The sequence below is a fragment of the Dyella silvae genome (genome assembly GCF_026421305.1).
Taxonomy (GTDB): domain Bacteria; phylum Pseudomonadota; class Gammaproteobacteria; order Xanthomonadales; family Rhodanobacteraceae; genus Dyella; species Dyella silvae.
In genome coordinates this window covers 172,945-199,390 of the sequence record NZ_JAPJBQ010000001.1, presented here as the reverse complement: position 1 = coordinate 199,390, position 26,446 = coordinate 172,945, and the positions used below count along the sequence as shown (strand labels likewise).

Genomic DNA, 26,446 nt, shown 5'->3' with positions numbered 1-26,446 from the left:
CGTTTTCGAAGTCCTGCCCGCTTCGCCAGCGGCGACGAACGTCAGGCCGTCAGATCGGCCGCCTCAGCCAACGGCAAATGCAGGCTCACTTCGAGCCCACCATCCTCCGCGTTGCTGGCCTTGATATCGCCGCCGTGCGCGCGTACCACGCGCTGGACAATGGCGAGCCCCAGACCATGTCCTTCCGCACGTGCCGCATTGCTGCCACGGAACAGCGGACGAAACAGCGAATCCAGCTCGGCCGGCGGCACTCCGGGGCCGCGATCGCGAATGGTGACGTCCACCTGCGCGTTGGCTGACTGCACAGCCAGTTCGACATGCCCGCCCGGCGGACTGAACTTGATGGCGTTGGCGATCAGGTTGTCGAACGCACGCTCCAGCAGCAGCTCGTTACCTGACACGATGGCGAGCCCCCCGGTGCTCAGGCTGAGCGTGATCTCGCGCGCCTGTGCCTCCAGGCTCGATCGCCGCACGCATTCGGCCAACAGTGCAGTCACATCCACCGCTTCGCGATGGGCGCCGGGAATGCCGCCTTCAAGGCGCGAAAGCGCCAGCATTTCGCCGGTCATGTCGTCCAGCCGGCTGATCTCCTGTTCGGCCTGTTGGAAATACCGTGCGGCCTCATCCGGATCGCTGCTGCGACGTGCCAGGTCGAGAATCAGATGCAAGCGCGCCAACGGGGAACGCAATTCATGCGAAAGGTCCTGAAGCACGCTGCGGTCGTGTGCCACCAGCGCCTCGATGCGCTCGGCCATGGTGTCGAAGTCGCGTGCGAGATGTGTCAGCTCATCGTGCGCACGCCCTTGCTGGCCTTCGACGCGAGCGGATAGCTCCCCCGACGCCATACGACGCGTCGCGGTGCGAATCGCTTCTACAGGCTTCGCCACACTGCGCGCTACCCACCAGCCCACCAGTCCGATGAACAGCAGCGACAGCACGCCCTGAACGACCAGGAAAATGGATTGCCGCGTGCGCGGGCGAATACGTGCATGCGTGCGGCTCAAAGCCACCAACTGACGGGTGTGACCTTCCTCGCCTTGCACTTGCTGGATGGCGAGATAGAGGTTTGGCCAGGGCTGCAGCACCATGTCGCGCTTCTCGCCCAGCCATGTCTGCAACGAGGACTGCACCGAGGGCGGTATGCGGATCGGCACGAGCGGCTGCCCATCCTCGAACAAGGTGGCCTCGATGCCTTCTTCGCGCCGCTGCTGCACCGACCACTCGGCAAGCGCCCGCGCGCCGCCATTCTGAAAGACCTGATCCGCACTCTGCCCCAGCGCGGACCAGTTGATCTCCACGGCCGTGCTGTATTCGATGAAGCGCTGCGTGAGAAATCCGCCGAACATCAGCGCCAGCAGATTCGCGGCGCAAAAGCTGATCAGCAGGCGCCAGTAGAGCGAACTCTTGAATGGACTCACGCAGCCCCCGCTACCAGGCTGTAACCGGCTCCACGCACCGATTCGATGCGCGGCGCCTGCGCCGAGGCTTCCGTAAGCTTGTGGCGTAGCCGACTGACGTGCACATCGATGCTGCGATCGAATCGCTCAAGCTCGCGTCCCAACGCCATGCGCGTCAGCGTGGCCTTGTCCACCAGCTCGCCCGCGCGCTGGGCCAGCGCCAGCAGCAACTGAAACTCCGCGCCCGTCAGGGAAAGCTCCTGTTGATCCACAAAGGCCCTCCGCTCCGCCGGCTCCAGCCGCAGGCTGCCGATCTGCAAGGGTCCGGCGGTGGTGGGCGTATTGCGCCGTAACTGCGCACGCACGCGGGCCAGCAGCTCACGCGGCAGGCAGGGTTTGGTCAGGTAGTCGTCGGCCCCTAGCTCCAGCCCGATCACCCGGTCCACCGGCTCGCCCTTGGCGGAAAGCATGATGACCGGCAGACGGTGCTTGAGCCGCAATTCGCGCAAGGTATCCAGGCCGTCGCGTCCCGGCATCATCACGTCGAGGATCAGCAAGTCCGGGCGCGTTGCCTGGTTGTGCAGCTGGGCGAGGCCGCTTTCGCTGTCGTGGGCGACGTCCACCACAAAGCCCTCGCGCTGCAGGTATTCCGCCAGCAGGGCGGCCAGCGCGCGGTCGTCGTCGATGATGAGAATTCTTGGCATGGGGAATGCGGGGATGCTCGGTTCTGTGGTTCGGAGCCATTCAAGCCGCGCCAGGAGGGCGAACTCTACCGGCTTTACCCTTCTTTACCTTCCCGCAAAGAACATACACGTAGCGCTGTCGTCAAATGGACACCAAGCGATTCACTCCCCCGTGGACGCCGAGCAAGACCATTCCAACGACAAAGGTACTTCCCCCATGCGTAAGAACATTTCTCTCGCCCTGGTACTGGCTTCTGCTGTCGCTCTCGCCCCATTCGCCATCGCCTCCGCGCAGGACGGCGGCTGGCAGGGTCATGGCCACGGTCACGGCGGCGCCGCATTTGCCATGTACAGCAAGCTGAACCTGACCGACGCCCAGAAGGCCAACATCAAGCAGATCATGCAGAACGCCTTTGCGCAGACCAAGACGCAGCGCCAGAACCTGCGCCAGCAGCGCGAAGCCTTTGAGCAGATGGCCCCGAACGCATCGGGCTACCAGGCGGCCGCGTCCGCCCTCGCGCAGGCTGAAGGCGCCGCCGCACAGGCTCGCGTGCAGCAGCGTGCGGCGATCCGTGCGCAGATCTACACCCTGCTGACCCCGGCGCAGCAATCGCAACTGGCCTCCCTCAAGGCCGAGCGCATGGCTCGCCACCAGCAGTGGGAGCAGTTCAAGGCCACGCATCCGGCGCCGGGTTCGTCCACGGCGCAGTAATCGGAACGGCGTAACTACAACTACGTAACTACAACAAAATGGGCGCATCTCCGGCGCCACATAAACCTCGGCGCCAGTCTGCATGCTGGCGCCGATTTTTTTTGCCCGCTTTTGATCAGTCGGCCTTGAAGGCGCCTGCCGGCTGGCCCGGCACATACACCGGCGGCGCATAACTGGCCGGCTTGCTGCCCACGGCGACACCACCATGCAGACGCGACTGCTGCACGTCGCCGAAGAACCAGTAGGGGAAGGTGGCATCCAGCGCGCTGACCGCATTCAGTTGAGCGCGAAGTTCCGCGGGAATCTCAAAGGACAACGCCGACAGGTTGTCATCCAGCTGAGCCAGCTTGGTCGCGCCGACGATGACCGAAGCGATGCCGGGCTGCGTCGCCACCCAGTTGAGCGCCACTTGCGCCATCGGCTTGCCGAGTTTCTTAGCAACGTCTTCCAGCGTCGCCACAATTGCCCAGTTGCGCTCGGTGAAACGATCGAACCCCGGCACGCCAGAGACTTTGGCCAGACGCCCTTCGCCCGCTCCGCCCGCCTCGCTGGGCTTGTACTTGCCCGACAGCAGGCCCATGCCCATCGGGCTCCACGCGGTGATGCCCATGCCCAGCTCGCCTGCCATCGGCACGAATTCGTGTTCGATGTGGCGCTCGATCAGCGAGTACTCCAGCTGCATGTTGACCAGCGGGGTCAGCGCGTGGGCTTCCGCATAGGTCTGGGCGCGCGAGGCGTACCAGGCCGGTACGTCGGACAAACCGGCGTAACGGATCTTGCCCGCGCGCACGAGGTCGTCGAGCGTGCGCATCACTTCCTCGGCGGGCGTCAGGCGATCCCAGGTATGCAGCAGATAGAGGTCAATGTAATCGGTACGCAGACGGCGCAGCGAGCCCTCCACCGCACGCAGAATGTTCTTGCGGCCATTGCCGCCTGCATTGGGGTTGCCGGGCTGCGCGTTGTAGCTGAACTTCGTGGACACCACCACGCGGTCGCGGGTGCCGGTTTCGGCGATGAAACGGCCCAGCAGCTCTTCGCTCGCACCCTCCGTGTACAGATCCGCGGTGTCGATGAAATTGCCGCCCGCCGCCAGATAGCGGTCGAACATGGCGCGGGCGGTGTCTTCGGCGGCGCCCCACCCCCAGCTTTCGCCGAAGGTCATCGTGCCCAGGGCCAGACGGCTTACGCGGAGGCCAGAGCGGCCAAGGGTGTAGTAGGCATCAAGCGACATGGCGAATTCCCTTTGCTCAGTGGGGGGATGCGCGCAGTCTGCACCTTGCCATTGCGTGGAAAAACCCGGATCGTGTGCATGCTTTATTAAGTAAAGCTAATCAATGGCCAACGATCACGCCACCGCCTTGCGCGCTTTCCGGCTCATCGCCCAGCACGGGAGCTTTACGCGTGCCGCCATGGACATGGAGGTCACCGCCTCGGCCCTGAGCCAGACCCTGCGCCAGCTGGAAACCCACGTGGGCGTGCGCCTGCTGCACCGGAGCACACGCCGGGTCGGCCTCACCGAAGCGGGACAGGCGTTTCTGGAACGGATCTCCCCTGCCCTGAGCGAAATCGATGCCGCCATCGACGCCCTGCGCCAGCACGGCGACCGGCCGGCGGGCACGCTGCGAATCGCCGTACCGCAGATGGTCCTGGATCACCTGATCGCCCCTGTCATGGCGCCGTTCATGCGAGCGTGGCCGGAACTGAAACTGGACATCCAGGTAGAGAACCGGCTGACCGATCTTATCGCCGAAGGTTTCGACGCTGGCATCCGTCTGGGCGAGCGACTCGCGCGCGACATGGTGGCCGTACCGTTAGGGGGCCCGCAGCGCGCCGTTGTCGTCGGCTCGCCGGCGTACTTCGCCGCCAACGGGCGGCCCCAACATCCGCGTGATCTGGCATCGCACGCCTGCGTGCGCTTCCGCTTCAGCAGCCACGCCATCTACCGGTGGGAATTCGCACACCCCGCCGGGCCCTCGAAAGGGCAATGGTTCGAGATGGATGTGGATGGCCCCATCACCACCAATGAGCCCGCCGTGGCGATACGCGCGGCGCTCGACGGTTTGGCGCTGACGCACATGGTGCGAGCTTCCGTGCACGCCGAGATTGCCGCAGGCCGACTTGAAACCGTGCTCGACGACTGGCTACCGCCGTTTGACGGTTTCTATCTCTATTACCCGAGCCGCGTGCAGGTGCCGCCAAAATTGCGCGTGTTCATTGAGCACCTGCGCAGATACATCGAATCCACGCAGTCGGCGTACCCTCTGTAAGAGCGTCCAGACGCCTGCGCGCCGGACGCTTTACAACATGAGGTTAAGCGCGCCAGTGGCCCGAGACGTACACGCCAGCCGGTGCGTAGTAACCCGGCACCCACACGCGAGCGTAGTGCGGGCGCGGTGCCACAACGACGCAACCGGTAAGCGAGAGACTCGCACCGGCCATGACAGCGAGACCGATACCAATCAGCATGAGTCGACGCATGACGCTCTCCTTGGTGAGGGGGTTTGCATCGGAAAACGCCCACGCCAAGCGCGAGATGACGCCATGGCAACGATGCCGATGGCTGCCGTTCATGCTGACACCAAGCTTTCGCCTCAGCGCTGCGCCAGCCGCGCCATGACGGTGCGATAACGCGCGGCGATGCGATCTTCGTCGTGGTGAACAAAACCACGAACCACCCACTCACCACCGACCATCACATCGCGCACCAGCGGCACATTGCCGGCGAACAGGAAACTGTCGATCAGCGAGCTTTCGTCGCGCGCGGCAAGCAACGGCGCACGGTCATCCAGCACCAGCAGGTCGCCACGCGCGCCGACACGCAATTCGCCAATCGGCATACCCGATGCCAGGGCACCACCGCGCAACGCCGCTGGCCACAGCGTATCGCCCACGCTGTCGCCCTGACGGCGGGCGGCGATATTGCGATGCCGCGTCGACAAGCGCTGGCCGTACTCGAGCCAACGCAGTTCTTCGACCGGCGACACTGAAATATGCGAGTCCGAACCGATGCCCAGCGTGCCGTGCGCGTCGAGGTAATCGGCGAGCGGAAACAGACCATCGCCCAGGTTTGCTTCGGTGGTCGGGCATAAACCCGCCACAGCGCCGCTGCCCGCCAACATCGACGTTTCATGTGCGCTCAGATGCGTGGCGTGCACCAGCGTCCAGCGCGCGTTGATCTCGGCATGCTCGAACAGCCATTCGACCGGGCGTGCGCCGCGCGTAGCCAGACAATCCTGCACCTCGCCGATCTGCTCGGCGATATGGATGTGAACGGGACAATCCCGGTTCGTATCGTCCGCCAGCACGAGGCGCATGGCTTCCGCAGGCACCGCGCGCAGAGAGTGCAACGCGATACCGACGCGAAGCTTATCGTTCTCATGCGCGCGCAGCGATTCGAGCAAGCGCAGATAGGACGGTACGTCATGGCCGAAGCGGCATTGACGCGGCGCGAGCGGCCGGCCGTCGAAGCCACCCGTCATGTAGAGCACCGGCAACAAGGTCAGGTTGATGCCGGTTTCGCGCGCCGCCTCGATCAACGCCAGTGACATCGCCTCGGGCTGCGCATACGGCTTGCCGTCTGGCTGGTGATGCAAATAGTGAAACTCGCACACGTGCGTGTAGCCACTCTTGAGCATTTCCATGTAGAGCTGCGCGGCGATTGCCTGCAACTCTTCCGGACCGATGGTGGCAGCGAACGCATACATGGTTTCGCGCCAGGTCCAGAAACTGTCGTCGCTCTTGCCCTTGCGTTCGGCCAATCCCGCCATGGCACGCTGGAACGCGTGCGAATGCAGGTTGGGCATGCCCGGCAGCACCCAGTGTCCCAGCCGCTCGCCTTCACCCGACGACAAACCCACTACCTGCCCGCGGTCGTCGATCTGCACGCCGGCGTCACGCGTCCAGCCATGCGGCGTCCACAATCGATCGGCGGTGTAATGGGTCGGGATAGCGGCGGCCATGGGCTGGCTCCTGGGGACGTGAATAGCGAGTGTAACCGTTCATCAGGTCATCTCGTTCACGCCGCTGCGGCATAATGCGCCGATGGCCAAGAAGAACCAGGAACACGCCCCGAAACTGCTGCTTCGCCAGGCGAAGCCTGCCGACGTACCGGCGCTGGTCGAGCTCACCGCGCGCGTTTACACGGCCGAGTGGGGACACTCGGCCGAAATGCTGCGCTCCCAGCAGACTCACTTCCCCGAAGGCCAGTTCGTGGCCGAGTACGAGGGGAAGATTGTGGGCTACTGCGCCACCTTCCGTATCGACGAAGCCACTGCGCTGGCGCCGCATACCTGGATGCAGATCACCGGTGGTGGCATGGGTTCGCGCCATCGCCGCGACGGCAACTGGCTGTATGGCATGGAAGTGGTGGTGCATCCCGATTACCGCAACATGCGCATCGGTCAGCGCCTGTATCAGGCGCGCAAGCGCGTGTGTACCGATCTCAAGCTGCGCGGCATCGTGTTTGGCGGACGCATTCCTGGACTTGCCCGTAACATTCACCGCTATGGCAGCGCCGACGGCTACGTGCAGGCCGTGGTGGAAGGCCGGCGTCGCGACCCCACGCTCAGCTTTCAGCTGAGCAATGATTTCGAAGTCATCGGCCTGCTGCGCGGCTACGTGCCCTCCGACTATGACTCGCTTGGTTATGCCGCGCATCTGGTATGGCGCAATCCGCAGCTACTCAATCAGCCGGACATTCCGTCGATACCTTCCACTCAGCGTTTGCCGGATTCGGTGCGCGTGGCTACGGTGCAGTATCAGCAGCGCCGCATCCGTTCATTCGAGGAGTTTGCCACCCAGGTGGAGTACTTCACGGATATCGCGGCCGACTACAGCGCCGACTTCGTTACGTTCCCCGAACTGATCACGCTGCAGCTGCTGTCGATCGAAAATGAGGAGCTGTCGCCGGTCGACTCGATTCGCAAGCTCAGTCAGTACACGCCACAGGTGAAGGAACTCTTCAGCCGTCTGGCGGTGCACTACAACATCAACATCATCGGTGGCTCCCACCCCACTGAGCAGGCCAATGGCGACATTCACAATGTCTGCTACGTGTGCCTGCGAGATGGTTCCATCCACGAGCAGGAAAAAATTCATCCCACACCGAGCGAACGCACGGTGTGGAATGTGAGCGGCGGCGACACCGCGGCCACCATCCAGACCGACTGCGGCCCGATTGGCGTGATGATCTGCTACGACTCGGAATTCCCCGAGGTCGCGCGTCACCTCACCGACCAAGGGGCGCTGATCCTGTTCGTGCCGTTCTGCACTGACGTGCGCGAGGGCTACTTGCGCGTGCGCTATTGCTCGCAGGCCCGCGCCATCGAAAACCAGTGCTACGTGGTGCTATCGGGCAACGTGGGCAACCTGCCCGGCGTGAACAACTTTGACATTCAGTACGGCCAGAGCTGCATCCTCACGCCAAGCGACTTCCCGTTTGCGCGCGACGGCATCGCAGCCGATTCCACGCCGAACATCGAAACCGTGCTGTTTGCCGACCTGCGCCTGGAAAGTCTGGCCCGTGCACGTAACGCCGGTGCCGTGCAAAACCTCAAGGACCGCCGCTTCGATCTCTACGAGACCCGCTGGACCCGCAAGTCGGAGAAGAAGTCGTGAGGGACCGCAGCGACGACGATACCGGCGCTCGCTCCAACGTGCCGGGGCGCCTGAAGCGCCTGACCGATTCGGAACTGTTTTCGCCGGTTGAATGGCGCCGCCGCGTGTTGTTCTGGAGTGGCGCTGTGCTGGTGGGTCTGGCCGCGGTGGGTTTTGCGCAAGCCGCCGACTGGGCTTTCGGTGTGTTTCGTGGCGTGGTGTCGCACAACCGCTACTGGGCCTTCCTGATCACGCCGCTTACGTTTGCGCTGCTGGCCTGGCTTACGCAGGGTGTGCTCAAACCCACGCGTGGCTCGGGCATTCCGCAAGCCATCGCGGCACTGAAGGTCGAAGACGAGGATTTCCGCCAGAGCCTGCTGTCGTTGCGCGTGGCGATTGGCAAGATGGCGCTGACGCTTGCCGCACTGATGGGGGGTGCATCGGTAGGCCGCGAGGGCCCCACCGTGCATGTCGGCGCGGGCCTGCTCTACTCGCTCGGGCGGCGCTTCGGTTTTGCCGAGCCTGCTGCAGCCGGACGCTTCATTCTCGCCGGATCCGCCGCTGGCCTCGCGGCAGCGTTCAACACGCCGCTCGCCGGTGTGGTGTTTGCCATTGAGGAAATGAGTGGCGCATTCGAACACCGCATGAGCGGCACCTTGCTCACCGCGGTGATCGTCTCAGGCGTCGTGTCGCTGGGCATCCTCGGCAATTACGCGTATTTCGGCCACTTCGATATCGGCCTGCCACTGGGCAAGGCTTGGTGGGCCGTGCTGGCCACCGGCATCACCTGCGGTCTGGCCGGTGGCTTGTTCGCACGCCTGATCCAGCCGAGCGACCATGGAATGCGTGGTCTGATGGGCCGCGTGCGTGCGCGTCAACCTGTGGTGTTTGCAGCGGCCTGCGGCTTGGCACTGGTGCTGTTGAGCCAGCTCACGCATACCGGCCTCTACGGTACGGGTTATGCGCAGGCCAAGGAGATTCTGGAAAACCACACCGATACGGTGATGAGCTTCGGCGTACTGAAGTTCATGGGCAACATCGCGTCGTACTGGGCTGGCATTCCCGGCGGCATTTTTTCGCCCGCGCTTGCGGTGGGTGCGGGCCTGGGCAACAACCTGAGCACCATTCTGCCCAACGTCGATCCGTCGGCCGTCGCTTTGCTGGGCATGGCGGCCTATCTGTCCGGCGTGACGCAGGCACCGCTGACGGCCACTGTGATTTCCATGGAACTCACTGCAAACCAGCAGATGGTGCTGCCCATCATGGCTACCTGCCTGCTCGCACGTGCAGCGTCATCGCTGCTTTCGCCTAAGCCGGTGTATCGCGCACTGGCTGACAAGCTGATTGAAAGTTACGAGCACGAACTCGCGCGCCGCGCCGCCGAGGAAGCCGCTGATGATCAGGGTGACTTCAGCACCCGCGACCATGCCGACGAAGAAGCACACCCACACCCAACGATGGTGGAAGAACCTTCCACGCCGATTCCACCCAGGCACGATCGCAACGACGACGAGCCACCACACGACCGCCCTATGCCATGACGACACGCTGGGACCATCTGCTACTCGATGCCACGCTCGCGACCTTTGCTGGCGACGCACCCTACGGACTGATCGCCAACGGCGCCATTGCGCTGCATGAAGGGCGCATCGCCTGGGTGGGGCGCCAACAGGATCTGCCTGTCGACGCAGAACATCTCGCTGCGCACGTCGAGCATCTCGATGGCGCGCTGGTGACACCGGGGCTGATCGACTGCCACACGCACCTCGTATTCGGCGGCAACCGCGCGCACGAGTTCGATCTGCGCCTCAACGGTGCGAGTTACGAAGAAATCGCGCGCGCGGGTGGCGGCATCGTTTCCACCGTCAAAGCCACGCGCGAAGCCAGCGAAGATGCCTTGTTTGCGCAAGCGCTGCCGCGTGCGCATGCCTTGCTGGCCGATGGCGTCACCACGCTGGAGATCAAGTCAGGTTATGGCCTGGATCTCGACACCGAGCGACGGATGTTGCGTGTCGCGCGCCGCCTCGGCAAGGCACTGGGAATCACCGTACGCACGACGTTTCTTGGCCTGCACGCGTTGCCGCCGGAGTATCGCGACAACCGCGACACCTACGTCGATCTTGTTTGCAACGAGATGTTGCCGGCGCTGGCGAGCGAAGGACTGGTCGATGCCGTCGATGCGTTCTGCGAGTCCATTGGTTTTACACCGCAAGAGACGCGCCGCGTGTTCGAACGGGCCACGCAGCTCGGTCTGCCGGTGAAGTTGCACGCGGAGCAGCTTTCCGACCTCGACGGCGCCGCACTGGTGGCGGCATTCCAGGGGCTGTCTGCCGATCATCTCGAGCATCTCAGCGACAGTGGTATCCAGGCGATGGCGAAGGCAGGCACCGTCGCAGTGTTACTGCCCGGCGCGTTCTATGCGCTGCGCGAGACCAAACTCCCGCCCATCGCCGGGCTGCGTGAACACCGGGTACCCATGGCCGTGGCGACCGATTGCAATCCTGGCACCTCGCCGCTGCTTTCGCTGCGCCTGGCCGCGGGCATGGCGTGCACGTTGTTTCGCCTGACGCCAGAAGAGGCCCTGCGTGGCGTCACGGTTCATGCCGCCAGCGCGCTGGGCTTGTCTGATCGGGGCACGCTGGCAGTGGGACAGCGCGCCGATCTGGCCGTATGGAACGTTCGCGCGCCAGCCGAACTTTGCTACTGGATCGGCGGCAGCAATGTGCTGCGCGAGGTCTTCCTGGGCGGCGAGCTCATATCGCGCGAAGTGTGAACGCCCATAAAAAAACCCCGCCGGGGCGGGGTTTTTTAGCGTCCGAAGCGGCTTAGGCCGACTTCTTCTTCGGAGCGGCCTTCTTGGCGGCGGCCGGCTTGGTCACGGTCGCCTTGGCACCGGCCACGGCCGGCTGCAGCGAGTGCAGGCGGCTGTTGCCGTAGCTGCCACGGTAGGTCTTGCCACGACGGGTCTTGCGATCGCCCTTGCCCATGGGGAACTCCTTGATTCGTTGGGGTGAACTCGGCCGACCATCGTATCAGCGACGGCCCAAAGCGCAATAGTCAGCGCGGGCCGTGTCCGGCGCAGCCACGGGTGTGATCAGGGCACTGCTCCGCGTCGATCTGTACGGTGACATGCTGAATGCCGAAGCGTTCAGCCAGCAGGTGATTGATCGCCGTAATGGCCACGGAGCTGCTCGTGTCGTCGTACAGCTCGGCGTGCAGCGTCGCCATACGCGAGCCGGAGGCCAGCTGCCACACGTGCAGATGATGGATGTCACGGATCGACGCGTGGGCATGCCGCAGCGATTCAGCCACGTCGCCGGTGTTCATGCCTTCGGGCACGCCTTCCAGCAGGATATGCGCCGAGCGGCGCAGCAGCCGCCACGCGCTGTTCAGAATAAGCAGCGACACCAGCAGTGAAAGCACCGGGTCGGCCCAGTTCCAGCCCTGCCAGCGCACCAGCAACGCAGCCACTACCGCAGCGACCGAACCCAGCAGATCGCCCAGTACATGCAAAGTGGCGCCAGCGAGATTCACATCGTCGTGCGCATGCCCATGCAGCGTGCGCAGCACCAGCAGGTTGACCAGCAGGCCGATCACCGCGACCACCAGCATCATGCCGGACAGGATGTGGGTGGGCTCAAACAGGCGCATCACCGCCTCGTAGGCAATAAAACCCACCAACGCGAACTGAGTCAGTGCATTGACGAAACCTGCCAGCACTTCCAGACGGCCGTAGCCGTAGCTGCGGCGGGCGTCAGCAGGCCGCCGGGCAAACCAGGCGCCGACCACGGCGAGCAGCAGCGCCAGCGCGTCGATCAGCATGTGGCCGGCGTCTGCCACCAGTGCCAGCGAGCCGGACCAGAAGCCGCCCACCGCCTCCACCATCATCATCAGCATGGTGAGCACGAAGGCAAAAATCAGCTTGCGCTCACGTCCGCTGATCTGGCCGTGGTCGTGGTCATGGCTGTGCGCATGACCATGATGGGCATGGTCATGATCGTGATGGTCGTGGGTATGCGTGCGAGCGGTGTTCATCGCGCAAATGCTAGGAACCACCTGCCCCGTTACACAATCACGGCGGCTTTCGCCGATGGCCTCAGTGGACACACTGCGGCCCGTGAACGTGCAGCGCGCGATGCGTACGCAGATTGACGAAATGCGCCGTGGCCACCAGCACGCCACCGCACGTCACCAGCACGCTGTGCAGCGCCACGGAGTAGCTTTCCGCAAACGTCACGCCAACGACAAGCAGCGCCAGACCCGGCAACGCCAGCAGCAACGGCAGCGGACGGTGGTGATGGCGATAACCACTGATCAGGCTGATGAGCGCCAGCGTGCAGGCGAACATCACGAAACCGCGCTCGAACGCGTGATCGGCGAGAAAGCCCAGACCCAGCAGCGGCAGCAACGCGAAGACAAACGGCAGCGCTGCGCAATGAATGGCGCACAGGAACGACGCAGTCGCGCCTACCCTGTCTGCCAGGGACCACCAACGGCTCTTGTTCTCTTGTCGGGCATCCATCGGATCGGGGCCAGAGCACTTCGCGAGTCAGGCCAGGGGAGGCCCATCGATGCGCATGTTACATTATAACGTCTCAAACGCAAACCACCCCGCCCCGGGGCCACGCAGGCCACCGGCATTGGCTCGGGGGATCAGGCCTTGCGGCAGTTCTTGCAGAGGCCGTGTACTTCCAGCGTCTGCGCCTGCGGGCGGAAGCCAAACGCCTTGGCCTGCGCCTCGATCAGCTCGGCCACGCGCTCGTCGCACACTTCCTGCGCGCTGGAGCAGTTGTCGCAGATGAGGAAAGGCACCTGGTGCGCCTCGGCCGGATGGTGGCAGGAGACGAAAGCGTTGATGGATTCCAGCTTGTGGATGAAGCCGTGCTCCAGCAGGAAATCCAGCGCCCGGTAAACCGTGGGCGGCGCGGCGTTGCCGTGGCGTTCGCGCAACTGATCCAGCAGGTCATAGGCTTTCACGGGCTTGCCCGCGGCAGCCACCAGCTCAAGCACTTCCTTGCGCAGCGGAGTCAGGCGCAGGCCGCGCTCCTCGCTGGCATGCTCCACCGCACGCACGAAGCTCTGGGCATCGTCGTGGTGATGGTGATGCGTATGCGGTTTGCTGGTAGCGGTCTGACTCACGGGATTCACCTCAACGTCCATCATACACCCCGGCGCAAGTCCGCCTTCAGCTTCGCTCAGAGTCGCCACGTTTTGTCAGCGGCTCTTAGGCAACGGCGGCGGTTCCGCCGCGGGCCTGGGACGTGGGCGCATCAACACCACCACCCAGCCAAAAGGCCCCAGCACGGCGGCCCAGACAATGCCTTCGACCAGGCGTCCACGCCACCAGCCAAGCAGCGCGCCGACGACCACGAACACCACGCTCCACCAGAACATCGCAGCCCAGGGAACCAAGTTCATCAGGTTCAGGAAGATGTGCAGGAAGGCGTCGGGACTGTCCATATCGACGCCTTGGGTTGCTTTGTCCAGCCACTCTTCCACGAGAGCTCCGCCTGCTCATCTACGATAGGCAGATGATGATGCGTCTGCGGCCTGCTTGCACCCGCCGACGTCACACCCACTAGCCGGACCGGAGCCATGCGCTGTCTGCTGATCGAAGACGACCTTCCCACTGCCGAACTGATTCGCGAAGGCCTGACCCAGGCCGGGCATCAGGTCGAGGTGTGCAACGACGGCACCAGCGGCCTGGCACGCGCCAGCCATGAGCTGTGGGATCTGGTGGTGCTGGACCGCATGCTTCCGGGCGGCCTCGACGGCCTGGATATTCTCGCGGCCATGCGCCTGCGCGACGACCGCACGCCGGTGCTGGTGCTCAGCGCATTGAGCAGCCTGGACGAACGCATCCGCGGACTGCGCAGCGGCGGCGACGACTACCTCACCAAGCCGTTTGCACTCGACGAAATGCTGGCGCGCGTCGAAGCACTGGCCCGCCGCGCCGGCCAGCGCGCCGAGCCTGAGCTGCTTATGGTGGGCGATCTGACGCTGGACCTGCGCACGCGCCGGGTATTCCGCAACGGACGCCCGATCCTGCTGCAGCCACGCGAATACCAGCTGCTCGAATATCTGGTTCGCCATCAGGACGAAGTGGTAACGCGCAAGATGCTGCTGGTAGCGGTATGGGGCTATCACTTCGACCCGGAGACCAACGTTATCGACGTGCAGATGAGCAGGCTGCGCAACAAGATCGATCAGGATGGCGCGCCGCCATTGATCCGCACCGTGCGCGGCATCGGCTTCACCATTGGCGCCCCCGCTGAAGACGACCCGCATGCTGATGCCTAGCTTCCGCCACTCGGTGGTCTTTCGCATGGCCGCAGGCTACGGCCTGTTGCTGCTGTTTTCAGTGGCGCTTATTTCCACCGTGTTCTATATCGCCACCGCGGGCCTGCTTCGCCGCAATATCGACGAACAACTGCGCAGCACGTCGCGCCACCTGGTGCAGGTAAAAGCGCAGAACGGCATCGGCGCTTTGGTGCATGACATCTACAGCCTGCTGACGGATAACAAGGACAGCGACACCGAGATTTATCTGCTGCTCGACGCCAAGGGTCAAAAGCTGATCGGCAACCTCACCGCATGGCCTGCCGCAGCGGTATCGAGCAGCGGCCTGCGCCAGTTGGAAGTCGAACGGCTCGGCCGCCACTCCGCCAGCCGCTTGCTGGCCTATCGATTCCCCGACGGCAATGTGCTGCTGGTGGGGCGCGACATGCACGACGTACGCGAACTGGAGCACCGGACGCTGGTGGCGCTGGGTCTGGGCGGCGTGCTGGCCTTGCTGCTGGCAGGCGGTGGCGCAGCGCTGTTCCACTCCCAGTTGCAACGCAGGCTGCGGGCCATTCATCGCACCACCACGGAAATTGCCGCGGGCCAACTGGATCGCCGCGTCAGCGTAGGCACGTCGCGCGACGAGTTTGCCGTCGTCGCCCGCGATATCAATGACATGCTCGATGAAATCGAACGCCTGATGGACAACGCACGTCAGGTATCGAACGCCATCGCCCACGATCTGCGCACGCCGCTGGGCCGGGTGCGCGCGGCGCTTGAACAAGCCTTGCGCTCCCCCCAGCGCGATGCGCGATTGCCGCAGGGTGCGCAATACGCCATCGATGAGATCGACGGTCTGATTACCGTGCTCGACAAGCTGCTGCAGATCGCCGAGGCCGAATCCGGCATACGGCGCGGCAGCTTCGAACCGCTCGCGCTGCGCGGCCTGCTCGATGACATCATGGAGCTTTACCAACCGGCCGCCGAACCGCTGGCGATTGATCTGCGCTGCACCGTAGAGGGCGATCCCTGCGTCCTGGCGGATCGCCATTTGCTGGCTGGCGTGCTGGCCAACCTGCTCGACAATGCCTTCAAGTACGCCGGTGCGGGAGCCCATGTGGAAATCCACGCTGCGCAACAGGCAGACCACGTGGTCATCAGCGTCAGGGACAACGGCCCGGGCATCCCCGAGGCAGCGCTTGCGCGCGCCACTGAGCGCTTCTTCCGGGTGGATGCCAGCCGCCACCAGCGCGGCAACGGACTCGGCCTGAGCATCGTCTCGGCCGTTGTGGCGCTGCACCGGGGCCAACTCCGACTGGCCAACACTTCGCCCGGCCTGAAAGTCGACATCGAACTGCCGTCGGCCAATCTTTCCAAACCGTAACTGTCTCCTGCGGTGCTGCACCACTAAGGTGCCGGCGGGTCTTCCCGCGCGCCGGCCAGAAGCCCCTGTCGCACGGCTGGCGCGAGGGAAAAGCCCACCCCGGAACCCTGCCCGCCACGCCTCGCGCCGCCCCTGCGCATGGCCTATCTGCTCATTGGCCCATGAATAAGCATCAAGGACGACTCATCGCTGGCGGCTGCGTTGCGGCAGCGGTGCTGCTGGCGCTGTTCGTGCCACACGATCCGGCAGCGGCGCCGCAGAAGGCCCCGCCCGCCGATGAGCAAAGCGTGACCATCAGCGCCCAACAGGCGCAGCAGGTTCATGTTTCCGACGTGATCACGCGTGAATTCACGCCGCGCGTCGAAGCCGTGGGATATGTCGATTTTGATCAGGATCACCTGGCTCAGGTCACCTCGCCGTACGCGGGGCGCGTGCGCGAGGTATTTGCCAAGGCTGGCGATAACGTCACCCGCGGCCAGGCGTTGTTTTCCGTAGACAGTCCCGATCTGGCGCAGGCTGAAGCCACGTTGGTAAGTGCCGCAGCGGCACGCGTGCAAACCACAGCCGCGCTGGAACGCGCCAAGGGCATGGCAAAGGTGGAAGCCAATGCACCGCGCGATCTCGAACAGGCGGTTTCCGATCAGCAGACGGCCGAAGGCAACTATCAGGCCGCACGCCGCGCGCTGCATATCTTCGGCAAGAACGATGCGGAGATCGATCGCGTAGCCGACACGCGGCGCGTTGATGGTGAACTGCGCATCGACAGCCCGACCAACGGTCAGGTGACGGCGCGCACCATTGCACCGGGCGATCTGGTGCAGCCGGGCAATAGTCCCGCGCCTTTCAGCATTTCCAACAAGGGCGGACTTTGGCTGGTGGCCAACGTCGCCGAGTCGGACGCACCGCAGGTGCACGTCGGCGACCCGCTCACTGCCATGCTGCCGGCCTTGCCTCAGCACACCATCACCGGCACGGTCGACTACGTCAGCAACAGTTCGGACGCGGCAACACATCGCGTACTGCTGCGCTCAGTGCTGAACGCGCCACCGCCCGGCGTACGTCCGCAGATGCTGGCCAACTACAGCATTGCTACGGCGGCCCCCACGCGCTACGACGCCGTACCGGTGGATGCGCTGGTCCGCGAAGGCACCGGTGCGATGGTGGTGTTCACCACCACCGACGGCCTGCACTTCACCCGCCACCCCGTCGACGTGGGTCCTTTGCAGGATGGTTATTACCCCGTGCTATCCGGCTTGCCGCCTCACCAGCGCATCGCGGCCGAGGGCGCGTTGTTTCTGAGCAACGCGCTGGCCCTGCAGGCGCAATGAGCGCATTGGCCTCTTGTCATTCATAAGGATTGATTGTGTTCAGAGGTCTTGTCGCCTTTGCGCTGACCCGCCGTGCCATCGTGCTGATGGCGCTGGGAGCCTTTGTCATCGCTGGCCTGGCGGCTTATGCCAAGCTCAACATCGAGGCTTACCCCAATCCGGCGCCGGTGATCCTCGAAATCACCGCGCAGGCACCGGGCCTGTCCGCCGAGGAAATGGAGCGCAGTTATACGCGCCCGATGGAAGTGGGCCTGGCCACCACGCCAGGCGTGGAAAGCATCCGGTCGACATCGTTCTACGGCCTGTCGTTTGTGCGCGTCACCTTCAAGTACGGCACGGACTACTACTTCGACTACACCCAGGCCGCGCTGTCGTTGCAGCAGAACGTCAGCTTGCCTAATGGTGTTCAGCCGCAGATTCAGGCGTCCAGCCTCGTCGGCGAGATCTTTCGCTACCAGCTGACCGGCCCGAAGAGCATGAGCCTGACCGAGCTGCGTACGCTGCAGGACTGGGTGGTGACGCGCCGTCTGTTATCGGTGCCTGGCATCGCCCAGGTAGTGACCTGGGGCGGCACGACCAAGGCATACGACGTCGACGCTGATTTGAACAAGCTGCAAGGCTATGGCGTCACCCTGCCCCAGTTGATCACCGCCATCGGTAACGCCAACAGCAACGTGGGCGGGCGCACCATCAACATCGGCCAGCAGTCGGTGAACATCCGCGGCGTCGGGTTGATCAAGAACGTCGACGATATCGGCAACATCGTGCTTAGCCAGACCAATGGCACGCCGGTGCTGGTCAAGGACGTAGCAAAAGTAAATGTAGGCGCAGTGCCGCGTCTTGGCCGTGCAGGCCGCGATACGCAGGACGATGTAGTCACCGGCATCGTGGTGATGAACCGCACGCTGCAAACCAACGAAGTGGTGGCGCGGGTCAAGGACGAAGTCGCGAAGCTCAACAGCGACGGCACACTACCGGCCGGCGTGAAGCTGGTGCCGTTCTACGACCGCTCGACGCTGGTGGCGGTCACTACCCATACGGTGCTGCACAACCTGATCTTCGGCTGCCTGCTGGTCTTCCTGATCCAGTGGGTGTTCCTGGGTGATCTGCGCAGCGCCATCATCGTCAGCGCGAATATTCCGGTGGCTTTGTTCTTCAGCATCATCATCCTGGTGCTGATGGGCGATTCGGCGAATCTGCTTTCCCTGGGGGCGGTGGACTTCGGCATCATCGTCGATTCGGCAGTGATCCTGATCGAGAACATCTTCCGCAACTTCCAGAAGACGCACGACGAGCAGCGGGAGATCCTGCACGAGGCGGCGCAAAGCGATCTGGGCACTTACATGCGCGGCGCCGGCACACAAGGCTGGACGGATCGCCTGCGCCTGATGTTCATCAGCGCCATGCAGGTGGATCGCGCCGTGTTGTTCTCCTCCGCCATTACGGTGGCGGCCTTTATTCCGCTGTTCACCATGCAGGGCGTGGAAGGCCAGATCTTCAACCCCATGGCGCGCACTTACGCCTATGCGCTGTCGGGTGCGTTGATCGCCACCTTCACCATCTCGCCGGTGCTTGCCTCGCTGTTGCTGCCGCGTCACGTGAAGGAAACCGAGACGCTGTTCGTGCGTGCGATCCGCCGCGTCTACACCCCGGTACTGCGCTGGGCACTCGCCCGTCGGCGCACCACCGTTGGGCTGGGCGTGGGTTTCCTGCTGCTGGCAGCCCTGTTGCTCACCCGCGTGGGTACGGAATTCCTGCCCGCGCTCGAAGAAGGCAATCTGTGGATACGCGCCTCGATGCCGCCGACCATTTCGTTGGAAGCGGGCCAGGACAAGGTCAATCAGCTGCGCCGCATTCTGCTCAAGCACCCGGAAGTGGTCACTGTGGTATCGCAGCACGGCCGCCCCGACGACGGCAGCGATGCGTCGGGCTTCTACAACGTGGAATTGTTTGTGCCACTGAAGCCTGAAGACGAATGGCCCAGCGGCCACACCAAGGAGAAGCTGGTTGCCGAACTGCAACGGGAATTCGACAGCGCGATGCCTGGCGTTGAGTTCAACTTCTCCCAGTACATTCAGGACAACATCGAGGAAGGCCTCTCCGGCGTGAAAGGCGCCAACTCGGTGAAGATTGTCGGCCCCGAGCTGCCGGAACTCGAACGACTCGCCGATCAAGTCATGCACGAGATGCAGAAGGTGCACGGCGTGCAGGACCTGGGCGTGTTCCACGTGCTGGGCCAGCCCAATCTCAATATCACCATCGACCGTGCCAGAGCGGCGCGCTATGGGCTCAATACCGGCGACATCAACGCGGTGGTGCAAGCCGCGGCGGGCGGCACCTCGGCAACCACGGTGCTGGAGGGTGATCGCCAGTTCGATCTGGTCGTACGGCTGGCGCCACAATTCCGGCGCAGCATCGAAGACATTGGCAACATCCAGGTCGGCTACAGCCTGCCCAACGGTGGCACCGGTTATGTGCCGCTGCGCGAAGTGGCCAAAATCTCACTCGATACCGGCGCCTCGTACATCTACCACGAACGCAACGAACGCTTTGTGCCGGTGAAGTTCAGCGTGCGCGGCCGTGACCTGGGCAGCACCGTGGCCGAAGCGCAGCAGCGTATCGCCGAACACGTTCCCCTGCCTCCGGGTTATCACCTGGCGTGGGCGGGTGAGTTCAACGATCTTCAGCAGGCCAAACAGCGGCTGGCTATCGTGCTGCCCATCGCGATGGGCCTGATCCTGGCGCTGCTGTTTGCGCTGTTCAACTCCCTGCGCGACAGCCTGCTGACCCTCGCGGCGATCCCGTTCTCCATCGCCGGCGGCATCATCGCGCTCTATCTTTCAGGGCTGGATCTGAGCGTATCGGCCGCTATCGGTTTTGTTTCGCTGTTTGGCGTATCGGTGATGAACGGCATTCTGGTCATCACCTATTTCAATCATCTGGTGTTTGCCGGTCATTCGCCGATCGATGCGATGACTCAGGCCGCCGAGCAACGCATGCGCCCGATGCTGATGACCGCGCTTTCGGCATGCATCGGCCTGTTGCCGGCGGCGATATCCACCGGCATCGGCAGTCAGGTGCAACGCCCGCTGGCCACCGTGGTGGTGGGCGGCATGTTGCTGGGCCCTGTGATGCTGCTGGTGGTGGCCCCGGCGCTGCAGGTGCTGGTGGTGGAGTGGACGCAGAAGCGCAAACAGCGCCGTCTGAGCGGAGGTACGCCATGAATCGGTCCATGAAGCCATGGCGCCGCGCCGCCTTGTGGGCCGCCCTCACTGCCAGCTGCGCCGGTTGCGCGGTGGGCCCGGACTATCAGCGTCCCGCCGCGCCAGCGTCGACCCAGTTCACCCGCGAGGCGCTACCGGCCACGCTGGGTGACGACACCGGACATCCACAGCAGCTGGTCTCCGATCAAACCATTGCCCAGACGTGGTGGCAGGTGTTCGGCTCGGATGCATTGAACGACCGTGTGCAGCGCGCGTTGGCCCATAACCCGGATCTGGATGCAGCGCAGGCCGCGCTGCGCCAGGCGCAGGAGAACGTCGCGGCACAGCGCGCGACCTTCTTCCCCACTGCGCAGGTGAGCTATTCGCCATCCCGCCAGCGCGATGCGGTAGGCACGTTGTCGCCCGCGCTCACCTCGAACGCCACGTACTACACGCTGCACACCGCGCAGCTCAATATCAGCTATGCGCCCGATGTATTCGGGCTCAACCGGCGCACCGTGGAATCGTTGCAGGCGCAGGCGGACAACCAGCGACTCCAGCTCGAAGCAGCGCGGCTTTCTTTGGCGGCCAATGTGGTGAATGCCGCGATCCAGGAGGCTTCGCTGCGCGCGCAGATCCAAGCTACGGAAGCGGTGATCACCGCACAGACGCGTGCGCTAGCCATCCTGCATGACCAGGCGCGGCTGGGTTACGCCTCTGCTATGGACGTCGCCGCGCAGGAAAGCGCATTGGCCCAGGCGCGGCAAGCATTGCCCGGCTTGCAGAAACAACTGGAACAGAATCGCGATTTGCTGGCGGTGCTGTGCGGTGAGCCGCCGGCACAAGGCGGCGCGCCGGAATTCGATCTGGAGCATCTCACCCTACCCGCCTCGCTACCGATGAGCGTGCCCTCGCAACTGGTCGAACAACGCCCCGACGTGCGAGCTGCCGAAGAAAACGTGCATGCGGCGAGTGCCGAGGTAGGAGTGGCGCTGGCCAATCGCTTGCCGCAATTCGCGTTAAGTGCCTCCTATGGCGGCAGCTCGACATCGTTCACCCGCATGTTCACCGACGACAACGTCTTCTGGGCGCTGGCCGGCAGCGTGACCCAGACGGTGTTCGACTTCGGCGCACTCAAGCACAAGCAACGCGCAGCCGAGGCGGCACTGCAACAATCGGCCGCCCAATACCGCAGTGTGGTACTCGGCGCCTTTCAGAATGTGGCCGACACGCTTTACGCGATCGATGCGGATGCCCGCACGCTAGCTGCCGCCACCGACGCCGAACGCGCCGCACAGCGCACACTGGATCTCACCGGGAAGCAGCAACAACTGGGTTACGTTGGTGCGTTGGTGCTGATCAATGCGCAGCAGGCGTATGAGCAAGCGCGCATCGCACGCATTCAGGCGCAAGCTGCGCGGCTCAGCGATACGGCGGCGTTGATACAGGCGCTGGGCGGTGGTTGGAGCGAATCCCAGGCGTCAGCGCAGGCGGCGAACTCACACTAACAGCGGCTCTACCTTTGCTCGTCATCCCAGCGAAAGCTGGGATCCAGTGACTTTGAGGCGCATCGGAAAGGCGCTGGATCCCAGCTTTCGCTGGGATGACGGTAATGAAATCAGCCGCGCGCCTTGGCGACAGCGTCATCGATACGCTTAAGAGCCACCTCTCGACCCGCCAGATAGATCGTGTGATCGATCGACGGCGACACTTGAGTGCCGGTCATGGCCACACGCAGCGGCTGAGCGATCTTGCCCATGCCCAGCTCGAGCTTGGCAGCAACCTGCTCGATGACCTGATGGATCGGCTCCGGGGACCATTCGCAGGTAGCCAGCAATGCCTTGGCTGCCTCAAGCACCGATACCGCCGAGTCGTTCTGCAGATGCTTGGCGACGGCCTTGTCGTCCCACTCGGTGATCGGGCCGTACCAGATCTTGGCGCGCTCAGCCATTTCCTTCAGCGTCTGCACGCGATCGCGCAGCGCCACGATGACATCGGCCGGCTTCGGGCCCTTGCTGAAGTCGACGCCCGCCTGTGTCAGGTGCCACTCGAACTCCGGCGAAATCGAAGCAGGGTCTTCGGTCTTGAGGTAATGCTGGTTCAGCCACGACAGCTTGGTAACGTCAAAACGCGAGGCTGCCTTGTTAACGTCGGCCACGTCGAACAGGCGAATCATCTCCTCCTCGGAGAAGATTTCCTGATCGCCATGCGACCAGCCCAGACGCACCAGGTAGTTGAGCAGCGCATGCGGCAGGAAGCCGTCGTCGCGGTATTGCATCACGCTCACCGCGCCGTGGCGCTTGCTGAGCTTCTGGCCATCGGGACCGAGAATCATCGGCAGGTGCGCGAACTCCGGCACCGGTGCGCCGAGCGCTTTGTAGATGTTGATCTGGCGCGGCGTGTTGTTGACATGGTCGTCGCCACGGATCACCTCGGTGATGCCCATGTCGATGTCGTCCACCACCACGGCAAAGTTGTAGGTGGGCCAGCCGTCCGAGCGGAAGATCACCAGATCGTCCAGCTCAGCGTTGCTCCACTCCACGCGCCCTTTCACTTTGTCGTCGAACACCACCGAGCCTTCCAGCGGGTTCTTGAAACGGATCACGCGGTTCGGATCGTCGCGATAGGGCTCGTTGCGGTCGCGGTAATAGCCGTTGTAACGGGGCTTCTCGCCCTTGGCCATTGCCTCGTTGCGCATGGCCTCGATCTCGTCCTTGGACTCGTAGGCGTAATAGGCCTTGCCGGCCTTCAGCAGCTCGTCGGCGACCTGTTTGTAGCGCTCCAGACGGGCGGTCTGGTAGATCGGACCCTCGTCATGACGCAGGCCCAGCCAGGTCATGCCGTCGAGGATGGCCTGTACGGCTGCCTCGGTGGAGCGCTCGCGATCGGTGTCCTCGATGCGCAGCACGAATTCACCGCCGCGGCGACGGGCCTCCAGCCAGCAGTAGAGCGCCGTGCGGGCGCCGCCGATGTGCAAGAAACCGGTAGGACTGGGGGCAAAACGGGTGCGGACGGTCATGGGACGCGGCTGTCCTGAAAGGCGAAAACGGCCATTTTAACCGATCCGCACCCTCGACCGGGACCTGGGTTGCCCGCTGAGGCAACCCCGATCAACTCACTTCACCGTGATGGTGACCGGCTTGGACACCACCGCCGGATCGAACGGAACGTGGTTCTCGTCCGCCAGCTCCAGCTGCAGCGTGTGCTTGCCGGGAGCCAGCTTGAGGGTGGTTTCGGTCTGGCCGTTGCCGAAGTGCAGGTGCTGCTCATCCTTCGGAATCGGCTGGCCCGCGGCAGGCATGTCCTTCACATCGACCAGCAGGTGATGGTGGCCGGTGCCTTCCTTCTTCGTGCCAGCCGGGGCGACGCCCATGCCCTTGAGGCCGAACTGCACGGTGACTTCCGGGCCAACGATGGCACCGTCCTTGGGCGAAATGATGTAGACCTCGGCCCCGGCCGGCGCCTTGGTTACCGGCAGGCCTGCGGGTGCATCGGCGGCGAAGGTGCCCGCGGTGAGAGTGGCGAGTGCGACAGCGAGCAACAAGCGTTTCATCGGCGTGTCTCCGCGTTGACAAGTCGAACCAGTGTACTCGCGAAGGCCCATCCGTAGCGTCCAGCGGAGCACGAGCAGTCGCGTCCGTCACGCACCCGTCATACACGCGCCATGCCCCCGCAACGCCTGAAGGGGATTCTGCACCGGGCCAGCCAACGGTATCTTCAAGTGCGCATCGGCATCGTCAGCGAAACGTATCCACCCGAGATCAACGGCGTGGCACTGACCGTGCACAGCCTTGCCGCCGGACTGGCATCGCAGGGCCACACGGTCGACCTCATCCGCCCCCGTCAGCTGCAGCCGTTCAAGGACGAGCCGGGCATCGTCACCCTGGAAGTCCGCGGCGCCTCCCTGCCCCGCTATCCTGGCCTTCGTTTCGGCTTGCCCGCCGGCGGAGCACTGCGCGAACGCTGGACGCGCCTGCGCCCCGACGCCATTTATGTCGCTACCGAGGGCCCGCTGGGCTGGTCTGCCGTACGCGCAGCCAACCGGCTGGGTATTCCTACCGCTACCGGTTTCCATACCCGCTTCGATACGTATGCGGACCACTACGGCGTGGGATTCCTCACCCCGGTGGTACGCCATTACCTGCGCGGATTCCATCGCCGCGCCGCCGCCACGCTGGTGCCCACCGAGGCGCTGGCGCGCGAACTGACGTCACTGGGCGTGGATACCGCGAGACTGCTGCGCCGCGCCGTAGACACCCAGCTGTTCCATCCGCGTCATCGCAGCGCCGAGCTGCGGCAGAGCTGGGGCGTCGACGGCAATACGCCGGTGGTGCTCTATGTGGGCCGCATCGCTCCCGAGAAGAATCTCGATCTCGCGGTGCGCAGCTTCCGCGCCATCCAGCAGCAGGTGCCCAAGGCCCGCTACGTGTGGGTGGGCGATGGCCCCGCGCGCGCCGCGCTGCAGGCGGCCAACCCCGATTTCATCTTCGCCGGCATGCAGCGTGGCGAAGCCCTGGCCCAGCACTACGCCAGTGCCGATCTGTTCCCCTTCTCCAGCCTCAGCGAAACCTTCGGCAACGTCATTCTCGAAGCGCTCGCCTCGGGCCTGCCGGTGGTGGCTTATGAGGAAGGCGCCGCGCGCGAACATCTGCGCACGGGCCACAACGGTTATCGCATTGACATTGGCAACGAGCGGGCCTTCATGGAAGCGGTTACCACGCTGGCGAGCAATGCCAGCCTGATCCGCCACATGGGGCGCGCGGCGCACGCCAGCATCGCCGGGCTATCGCCCGGTGCGGTCATCCATGAATTCGAGAACCTGTTGCGTGAACTGGCCGAGGAGAATGCGCATGAGCACCATGCCACCGCTGCACACGCCTGAACTGCCTGCAGGTCCACGTTTTGCCATCGACCGCCGCATGTGCGTGGCGGCCAATCGCTGGGGCACACGCCGTGCTGTCGGCGTGTTCTTCGGCATCATCAGCCGGCTTGGCGATGGTGTGTTCTGGTATTCGTTGATGGCGGTGCTTGCCCTCGTCGACGGACGCCGAGGGTTGCTGGCCGCCGTGCAGATGGCCATCACCGGACTCGCAGCGCTACTGCTGTACCGCCTGCTCAAGCGCTGGACGCGTCGCCCGCGCCCCTTTCGCGCCTGCCCTGGCGTGATCGCCCACGTGCCACCGCTGGATGAATTCAGCTTTCCCTCTGGCCACACGCTGCAGGCGGTGAGTTTCACCGTCGTGGCGCTGGCGTGGTATCCCGTGCTTGCACCGCTGCTGCTGACGTTCACCGCGCTGGTGGGTGCATCCCGTGTGATCCTTGGCCTGCACTACCCCAGCGATGTGATCGCCGCGACAGCCATCGGCAGCGCACTGGGAGTGTTGTCGCTGTGGCTGATGCCACTGCATGCACTGGTGGCGTGAGCCACCGGCTCTGCCCGTGAGCATGCTGCCGTGGCGCTGCGTATTTGTGCATCAATGCGTCGCGATCACTTTGCTGTCAGATAGATAGCGCACCTATCCACAGCCTTTTCCCACGCGCATCCACATACGCTGTGGAAAACCGGGGACGCGCAGGCATCTCATACTGCGCATATTTTCAGCACGACGTAGTGAACGCACCACGCAACAACGAGTTGCGATGCTTTTCCACAGGTTTGTTCCATCAACATCCACAAGCGCTGTGGAAAACATCGGCGGTCTGGTCAAAAGATCAGCACGCTGTAACAAGTGATTGTTGGTAAAGGCATGTGCCTGGCTTGTCCACAGGCTTATGCAGGTGACATCCACATCTGCTGTGGAAAACCTGATGCGCTCTCGCGCGAAACGGTCGCGCGCAAGCGCGCTCCCACGGTAGGCGTTG

At 63.9% G+C, this 26,446-nt stretch carries 24 protein-coding genes; 12 read left to right on the top strand and 12 right to left on the bottom strand.

Annotation, left to right across the window (positions count from 1 at the left end; genetic code table 11):
- Positions 1 to 41: 41 nt before the first annotated feature.
- Both OQE56_RS00910 and OQE56_RS00905 read right to left on the bottom strand, forming a co-directional pair.
- On the bottom strand, positions 42 to 1,418 hold the full coding sequence (locus OQE56_RS00910; RefSeq protein ID WP_267220650.1) for a HAMP domain-containing sensor histidine kinase: 1,377 nt from the start codon (positions 1,416 to 1,418) through the stop codon (positions 42 to 44).
- A complete protein-coding gene (locus OQE56_RS00905; protein ID WP_267220648.1) occupies positions 1,415 to 2,101 on the bottom strand; it encodes a response regulator transcription factor in 687 nt (228 codons plus the stop codon). Before OQE56_RS00905 ends, OQE56_RS00910 begins: the two co-directional genes overlap by 4 nt.
- A gap of 196 nt (positions 2,102 to 2,297) precedes the next feature.
- Here OQE56_RS00905 and OQE56_RS00900 point away from each other — a divergent pair, with 196 nt between their 5' ends.
- The gene (locus OQE56_RS00900; protein WP_267220646.1) at positions 2,298 to 2,792 is read left to right on the top strand and encodes a Spy/CpxP family protein refolding chaperone; all 495 of its coding nucleotides are present in this window, start codon (positions 2,298 to 2,300) and stop codon (positions 2,790 to 2,792) included.
- A 115-nt stretch (positions 2,793 to 2,907) separates the two neighbouring features.
- On the opposite strand, the gene OQE56_RS00895 is transcribed toward OQE56_RS00900, so the two are convergent.
- Positions 2,908 to 4,023, bottom strand: a complete 1,116-nt coding sequence (locus OQE56_RS00895; protein WP_267220644.1) for an aldo/keto reductase — start codon at positions 4,021 to 4,023, stop codon at positions 2,908 to 2,910.
- Between the two features lie 103 nt (positions 4,024 to 4,126).
- On the opposite strand from OQE56_RS00895, the gene OQE56_RS00890 reads away from it, so the two are divergent.
- A complete protein-coding gene (locus OQE56_RS00890; RefSeq protein WP_267220642.1) occupies positions 4,127 to 5,059 on the top strand; it encodes a LysR family transcriptional regulator in 933 nt (310 codons plus the stop codon).
- Between the two features lie 43 nt (positions 5,060 to 5,102).
- Here the strand turns inward: OQE56_RS00890 and OQE56_RS00885 are convergent, their stop codons facing one another.
- Together OQE56_RS00885 and OQE56_RS00880 are read right to left on the bottom strand one after the other, a co-directional pair.
- Positions 5,103 to 5,270, bottom strand: a complete 168-nt coding sequence (locus OQE56_RS00885; protein WP_267220640.1) for a hypothetical protein — start codon at positions 5,268 to 5,270, stop codon at positions 5,103 to 5,105.
- A gap of 113 nt (positions 5,271 to 5,383) precedes the next feature.
- The gene (locus tag OQE56_RS00880; RefSeq protein WP_267220638.1) at positions 5,384 to 6,751 is read right to left on the bottom strand and encodes a formimidoylglutamate deiminase; all 1,368 of its coding nucleotides are present in this window, start codon (positions 6,749 to 6,751) and stop codon (positions 5,384 to 5,386) included.
- An 82-nt stretch (positions 6,752 to 6,833) separates the two neighbouring features.
- Between OQE56_RS00880 and OQE56_RS00875 the strand changes: the two genes are divergently transcribed.
- Genes OQE56_RS00875 through hutI form a run of 3 tightly spaced genes read left to right on the top strand, consistent with a single transcriptional unit; the run spans position 6,834 to position 11,160 of the window.
- Positions 6,834 to 8,408 (top strand): carbon-nitrogen hydrolase family protein, encoded by a 1,575-nt coding sequence (locus OQE56_RS00875; RefSeq protein WP_267220636.1) that lies wholly within the window; start codon positions 6,834 to 6,836, stop codon positions 8,406 to 8,408.
- Positions 8,405 to 9,928 (top strand): chloride channel protein, encoded by a 1,524-nt coding sequence (locus tag OQE56_RS00870; RefSeq protein WP_425601586.1) that lies wholly within the window; start codon positions 8,405 to 8,407, stop codon positions 9,926 to 9,928. Before OQE56_RS00875 ends, OQE56_RS00870 begins: the two co-directional genes overlap by 4 nt.
- Positions 9,925 to 11,160, top strand: coding sequence for an imidazolonepropionase (hutI, locus tag OQE56_RS00865; RefSeq protein ID WP_267220634.1), 1,236 nt, complete (start codon positions 9,925 to 9,927; stop codon positions 11,158 to 11,160). Before OQE56_RS00870 ends, hutI begins: the two co-directional genes overlap by 4 nt.
- Positions 11,161 to 11,212: 52 nt before the next feature.
- Here hutI and OQE56_RS00860 read toward each other — a convergent pair whose 3' ends face one another.
- From OQE56_RS00860 to OQE56_RS00840, 5 genes are all read right to left on the bottom strand, one after another.
- Positions 11,213 to 11,374, bottom strand: coding sequence for a 30S ribosomal protein THX (locus OQE56_RS00860; RefSeq protein WP_267220632.1), 162 nt, complete (start codon positions 11,372 to 11,374; stop codon positions 11,213 to 11,215).
- A 70-nt stretch (positions 11,375 to 11,444) separates the two neighbouring features.
- The gene (locus OQE56_RS00855) at positions 11,445 to 12,422 is read right to left on the bottom strand and encodes a cation diffusion facilitator family transporter (RefSeq protein WP_267220630.1); all 978 of its coding nucleotides are present in this window, start codon (positions 12,420 to 12,422) and stop codon (positions 11,445 to 11,447) included.
- Positions 12,423 to 12,483: 61 nt separating this feature from the next.
- A complete protein-coding gene (locus OQE56_RS00850) occupies positions 12,484 to 12,909 on the bottom strand; it encodes a MerC domain-containing protein (protein WP_267220628.1) in 426 nt (141 codons plus the stop codon).
- Positions 12,910 to 13,040: 131 nt separating this feature from the next.
- Positions 13,041 to 13,550, bottom strand: a complete 510-nt coding sequence (locus OQE56_RS00845; RefSeq protein ID WP_425601585.1) for a transcriptional repressor — start codon at positions 13,548 to 13,550, stop codon at positions 13,041 to 13,043.
- 51 nt (positions 13,551 to 13,601) lie between these two features.
- Complete coding sequence (locus OQE56_RS00840) at positions 13,602 to 13,886, bottom strand: hypothetical protein (protein ID WP_267220626.1); 285 nt, start codon at positions 13,884 to 13,886, stop codon at positions 13,602 to 13,604.
- A 96-nt stretch (positions 13,887 to 13,982) separates the two neighbouring features.
- On the opposite strand from OQE56_RS00840, the gene OQE56_RS00835 reads away from it, so the two are divergent.
- The 5 genes from OQE56_RS00835 (at position 13,983) to OQE56_RS00815 (ending at position 22,092) form a co-directional block, all read left to right on the top strand.
- Positions 13,983 to 14,687, top strand: coding sequence for a response regulator transcription factor (locus OQE56_RS00835; protein ID WP_267220624.1), 705 nt, complete (start codon positions 13,983 to 13,985; stop codon positions 14,685 to 14,687).
- Positions 14,674 to 16,053, top strand: a complete 1,380-nt coding sequence (locus tag OQE56_RS00830; protein WP_267220622.1) for a sensor histidine kinase — start codon at positions 14,674 to 14,676, stop codon at positions 16,051 to 16,053. The genes OQE56_RS00835 and OQE56_RS00830 overlap by 14 nt, the downstream gene beginning before the upstream one ends.
- Positions 16,054 to 16,214: 161 nt before the next feature.
- Positions 16,215 to 17,381 (top strand): efflux RND transporter periplasmic adaptor subunit, encoded by a 1,167-nt coding sequence (locus tag OQE56_RS00825; RefSeq protein WP_267220620.1) that lies wholly within the window; start codon positions 16,215 to 16,217, stop codon positions 17,379 to 17,381.
- Between the two features lie 35 nt (positions 17,382 to 17,416).
- Complete coding sequence (locus tag OQE56_RS00820) at positions 17,417 to 20,605, top strand: efflux RND transporter permease subunit (RefSeq protein ID WP_267220618.1); 3,189 nt, start codon at positions 17,417 to 17,419, stop codon at positions 20,603 to 20,605.
- A gap of 8 nt (positions 20,606 to 20,613) precedes the next feature.
- On the top strand, positions 20,614 to 22,092 hold the full coding sequence (locus OQE56_RS00815) for an efflux transporter outer membrane subunit (RefSeq protein ID WP_267221838.1): 1,479 nt from the start codon (positions 20,614 to 20,616) through the stop codon (positions 22,090 to 22,092).
- 110 nt (positions 22,093 to 22,202) lie between these two features.
- Here OQE56_RS00815 and gltX read toward each other — a convergent pair whose 3' ends face one another.
- Together gltX and OQE56_RS00805 are read right to left on the bottom strand one after the other, a co-directional pair.
- Positions 22,203 to 23,603 carry a glutamate--tRNA ligase gene (gene gltX, locus OQE56_RS00810; protein WP_267220616.1) on the bottom strand — a complete coding sequence of 467 codons (1,401 nt, stop codon included), beginning with the start codon at positions 23,601 to 23,603 and terminating at the stop codon, positions 22,203 to 22,205.
- 96 nt (positions 23,604 to 23,699) lie between these two features.
- Positions 23,700 to 24,137, bottom strand: coding sequence for a DUF4399 domain-containing protein (locus OQE56_RS00805; protein WP_267220613.1), 438 nt, complete (start codon positions 24,135 to 24,137; stop codon positions 23,700 to 23,702).
- Between the two features lie 168 nt (positions 24,138 to 24,305).
- Here OQE56_RS00805 and OQE56_RS00800 point away from each other — a divergent pair, with 168 nt between their 5' ends.
- On the top strand, positions 24,306 to 25,466 hold the full coding sequence (locus OQE56_RS00800) for a glycosyltransferase family 4 protein (protein WP_267221836.1): 1,161 nt from the start codon (positions 24,306 to 24,308) through the stop codon (positions 25,464 to 25,466).
- Positions 25,435 to 26,007, top strand: coding sequence for a phosphatase PAP2 family protein (locus OQE56_RS00795; protein ID WP_267220611.1), 573 nt, complete (start codon positions 25,435 to 25,437; stop codon positions 26,005 to 26,007). Before OQE56_RS00800 ends, OQE56_RS00795 begins: the two co-directional genes overlap by 32 nt.
- Positions 26,008 to 26,446: the final 439 nt, after the last annotated feature.

Excerpts from the sequence above, each read along its gene's own strand:
- OQE56_RS00905 (WP_267220648.1), bottom strand. The coding sequence starts at position 2,101 with ATGCCAAGAATTCTCATCATCGACGACGACCGCGCGCTGGCCGCCCTG.
- OQE56_RS00900 (WP_267220646.1), top strand. The coding sequence starts at position 2,298 with ATGCGTAAGAACATTTCTCTCGCCCTGGTACTGGCTTCTGCTGTCGCT.
- OQE56_RS00895 (WP_267220644.1), bottom strand. The coding sequence starts at position 4,023 with ATGTCGCTTGATGCCTACTACACCCTTGGCCGCTCTGGCCTCCGCGTA.
- OQE56_RS00890 (WP_267220642.1), top strand. The coding sequence starts at position 4,127 with ATGGCCAACGATCACGCCACCGCCTTGCGCGCTTTCCGGCTCATCGCC.
- OQE56_RS00885 (WP_267220640.1), bottom strand. The coding sequence starts at position 5,270 with ATGCGTCGACTCATGCTGATTGGTATCGGTCTCGCTGTCATGGCCGGT.
- OQE56_RS00880 (WP_267220638.1), bottom strand. The coding sequence starts at position 6,751 with ATGGCCGCCGCTATCCCGACCCATTACACCGCCGATCGATTGTGGACG.
- OQE56_RS00875 (WP_267220636.1), top strand. The coding sequence starts at position 6,834 with ATGGCCAAGAAGAACCAGGAACACGCCCCGAAACTGCTGCTTCGCCAG.
- hutI (WP_267220634.1), top strand. The coding sequence starts at position 9,925 with ATGACGACACGCTGGGACCATCTGCTACTCGATGCCACGCTCGCGACC.
- OQE56_RS00860 (WP_267220632.1), bottom strand. The coding sequence starts at position 11,374 with ATGGGCAAGGGCGATCGCAAGACCCGTCGTGGCAAGACCTACCGTGGC.
- OQE56_RS00855 (WP_267220630.1), bottom strand. The coding sequence starts at position 12,422 with ATGAACACCGCTCGCACGCATACCCACGACCATCACGATCATGACCAT.
- OQE56_RS00850 (WP_267220628.1), bottom strand. The coding sequence starts at position 12,909 with ATGGATGCCCGACAAGAGAACAAGAGCCGTTGGTGGTCCCTGGCAGAC.
- OQE56_RS00845 (WP_425601585.1), bottom strand. The coding sequence starts at position 13,550 with ATGATGGACGTTGAGGTGAATCCCGTGAGTCAGACCGCTACCAGCAAA.
- OQE56_RS00835 (WP_267220624.1), top strand. The coding sequence starts at position 13,983 with ATGCGCTGTCTGCTGATCGAAGACGACCTTCCCACTGCCGAACTGATT.
- OQE56_RS00830 (WP_267220622.1), top strand. The coding sequence starts at position 14,674 with ATGCTGATGCCTAGCTTCCGCCACTCGGTGGTCTTTCGCATGGCCGCA.
- OQE56_RS00825 (WP_267220620.1), top strand. The coding sequence starts at position 16,215 with ATGAATAAGCATCAAGGACGACTCATCGCTGGCGGCTGCGTTGCGGCA.
- OQE56_RS00815 (WP_267221838.1), top strand. The coding sequence starts at position 20,614 with ATGAAGCCATGGCGCCGCGCCGCCTTGTGGGCCGCCCTCACTGCCAGC.
- gltX (WP_267220616.1), bottom strand. The coding sequence starts at position 23,603 with ATGACCGTCCGCACCCGTTTTGCCCCCAGTCCTACCGGTTTCTTGCAC.
- OQE56_RS00805 (WP_267220613.1), bottom strand. The coding sequence starts at position 24,137 with ATGAAACGCTTGTTGCTCGCTGTCGCACTCGCCACTCTCACCGCGGGC.
- OQE56_RS00795 (WP_267220611.1), top strand. The coding sequence starts at position 25,435 with ATGAGCACCATGCCACCGCTGCACACGCCTGAACTGCCTGCAGGTCCA.